At 39.1% G+C, this 2645-nt stretch carries 3 protein-coding genes and 1 pseudogene; 3 read left to right on the top strand and 1 reads right to left on the bottom strand.

Annotated features, from left to right (window positions below; genetic code table 11):
* Positions 1-134 precede the first annotated feature (134 nt).
* The 3 genes and pseudogenes from AC33VI_RS09205 to AC33VI_RS09195 form a co-directional block, all read left to right on the top strand.
* Positions 135-428, top strand: a pseudogene (locus tag AC33VI_RS09205) (NF041680 family putative transposase); the annotation flags it as partial.
* 182 nt (positions 429-610) lie between these two features.
* A complete protein-coding gene (locus AC33VI_RS09200; RefSeq protein WP_491781969.1) occupies positions 611-886 on the top strand; it encodes a hypothetical protein in 276 nt (91 codons plus the stop codon).
* A gap of 6 nt (positions 887-892) precedes the next feature.
* Complete coding sequence (locus AC33VI_RS09195; RefSeq protein ID WP_491781968.1) at positions 893-1465, top strand: RNA 2'-phosphotransferase; 573 nt, start codon at positions 893-895, stop codon at positions 1463-1465.
* A 1-nt stretch (position 1466) separates the two neighbouring features.
* Here AC33VI_RS09195 and AC33VI_RS09190 read toward each other — a convergent pair.
* Positions 1467-2645: PP2C family protein-serine/threonine phosphatase (locus AC33VI_RS09190; RefSeq protein ID WP_491781967.1), on the bottom strand; the 1179-nt coding region annotated here is incomplete at its 5' end.

Genomic DNA, 2645 nt, shown 5'->3' with positions numbered 1-2645 from the left:
CCTGAAGCATTAGAGGCATTTCGTACAGCTATGTCTTTTCGTTTTGTGCAATGGCTTAACCAAAATTGTGACGTATTCACCGCTTATAAAGCTAGCTTAGGCTTTGTTTGGGCTTAATTTTTGTTTAAGTCCCGTTAATGCCCATGATGACCTGGGAGTTATGGTTAGCTCGTGAGATGATGGTCGATAACCCCTTACCTTGGCAAAAACCACAGGTTAATTTAACTCCTGGGAGAGTAGCTCAAGGGTTTGGAACAATTATTGCCATGATTGGCACACCCGCATCTGTACCCAAACCCCGTGGAAAATCTCCTGGGTGGCAAAAGGGGAAAATTCGGACTAAAAAATTGCGATATCCTCTGGTTAAGAAAGGAAAAGGCAGGTTTGAAAGCCAGAAAAAAGGGAATAAAGAGAAGTTATCAGCTTAAATTATTCTGGCTTTGTTAATGAGTTTTGGTCGATTGTTAAAATCTATTTACTTGTTTGGTTGACTATATATTCAATTAATTAGTCTAAACTCCAGTTAGAAGAAGAATACAATCATAATTTATATGACCTTAAGCGTTGGACGAGAAGATCTAAATTAGCATTTTTAAATGATAAAATAGACTTGGTTTCTATAGCAATAACTCATAAAAAGCATTTTTTAGGTAGAGAAAAGGTAATTAGACAACAAGAACAGAATAATGACTACAAGATAAAAAACTTGTTATCTAAAATAGATATTTGGGAGAATAGAATTGAGAAAGACGATCCAAAGAATAATTTAATCGATCGTTTAGTAAAAATAAAAATAGAAGCAGACTATTTACAACATGAAATAGATATAGTGACTAAAGAATTAACTATAGATAATTCTTCTCAATTAAATATTCTAGATATATAAATAAAAATGAACGACCCTTTTCTTAACAGTCAAGCAGGGAAAAAAAAACTAGTTAAAATCAGTAAATTCCTTAGTTTGATTCTGCGCCATAAACCAGAAACTATCGGTCTGACTTTAGACGAGGGAGGTTGGGCGGATGTTAATACTTTAATCGAGTTGGCAAGACAACAAGGCACGCAAATTAATCGCTCTATTTTAGAACAAGTCGTAGCCAATAACGATAAAAAACGCTTTGGGTTTAATGACGCTCGAACCAAAATTAGAGCCAATCAAGGTCATTCCATAGCTGTCGATTTAGCCTTAACTCCCCAAAAACCACCAGAATTGCTCTATCATGGCACTGCTACCAGATTCTTAGATTCAATCTATCGTCAAGGTTTGCTCAAGCAAAACCGCCATCACGTTCACCTATCGGCAGATCGCAACACCGCCATCAAGGTTGGCAAGAGACACGGTAAACCAGTCGTACTAGTAATCGAAGCGGAGAAAATGCATCGAAATGGGTTTCAATTCTTTCTATCTCAAAACAATGTCTGGTTGAGCGATCGCATTCCTGTTGAATATATCATTAATGAATAGTTCAACCATTGTCCATTGATAAATTTGTGTTTTGAATAGTTAATAAAGTAATATCGTCAAATTGCTCCGCTTGTTTAACGTGACTGGCAACTTCTTGGGCGATCGCTTTTAATAATTCAGTTGCCGATGGTGTCGGGCGATCGAGAACTGATAATAATCGTTCTTGAGTAAAAAATGTTCCGTTTTCGGCTCTAGCTTCTGGTACGCCGTCGGTATAGCCAAAAAGAAGTTCTCCAGGTTCGAGATAGATCTGACTGGAATTAAATTCTAAATCCGCAAGCATCCCTACTGCTGGTGCGGTAGAGTCTAGGGTGGTTTTAATCCCGCCAGAGGGATGTAGAACATACAAAGGTTCGTGTCCGCCATTGATATAGCTGAGTAAACCCGTCGCTGGTTCGAGAATGCCGAAAAAGACCGTAGCAAACATTCCTAATTCGCCGTGATAGCCAGCAATGTAATTATTGGTGAGAGCAATAGCTTTTAGTGCCTCGTTCTCTTGATTTCGCTCGTTTTCAGTTCTCCGATTTCCAGCCAGCACCGCAATCCGATCTTGCTGTTGGATTTGTTGGGAGTAGATTCGGATTAGGCTGCGAAACAAAGCCATAAATAAAGCTGCACCAACACCTTTATCACAAACATCAGCAATTACAATACCCAGGCGATCGCGATCGAGTTCAAAAACATCATAAAAATCTCCTGCGACTTGACGAGCGGGTTTAAAATATGAAGCAATTGACCAGCCATATTTATTGGTCAGGTGTTCGATTTGTGCTGGATTGGGGAGAAAGTTTAGCTGCATCATTCTTCCCGCCTCCAATTCATTATCTAGAGCTTGAGAATAGGCTTTGATTTGGTCTAAACTTGTTTTTAATGCTGCTTGTGCCTGTTTGCGTTGCTCTACGGCAGTAGAAATTTGCTGAAACATCTTGTCAAATGCACCAATCACGTCTCCTAATTCATCAGTACGTTTAATAGAAGCCGAATTAAAAGAAGGTGCAGGGCGATCGTCACAGATAGCTTCTCCTGCTTGAATTAGATCTTTACGCAAAGCTAAAACAGGCTCGATCGCAATAATATCTAAAGCAATCCACACTACCACCGTAGCAAAAGAAGAAATAATTAACACCAAACCACAGATACGCATGGCAAAGGCAGTTAACTCTACTCGAACCGAAGCAAT

It is taken from the genome of Waterburya sp., assembly GCF_058530065.1.
This window is presented reverse-complemented; position numbering and strand designations above follow the sequence as displayed.

Excerpts from the sequence above, each read along its gene's own strand:
- AC33VI_RS09195 (WP_491781968.1), top strand. The coding sequence starts at position 893 with ATGAACGACCCTTTTCTTAACAGTCAAGCAGGGAAAAAAAAACTAGTT.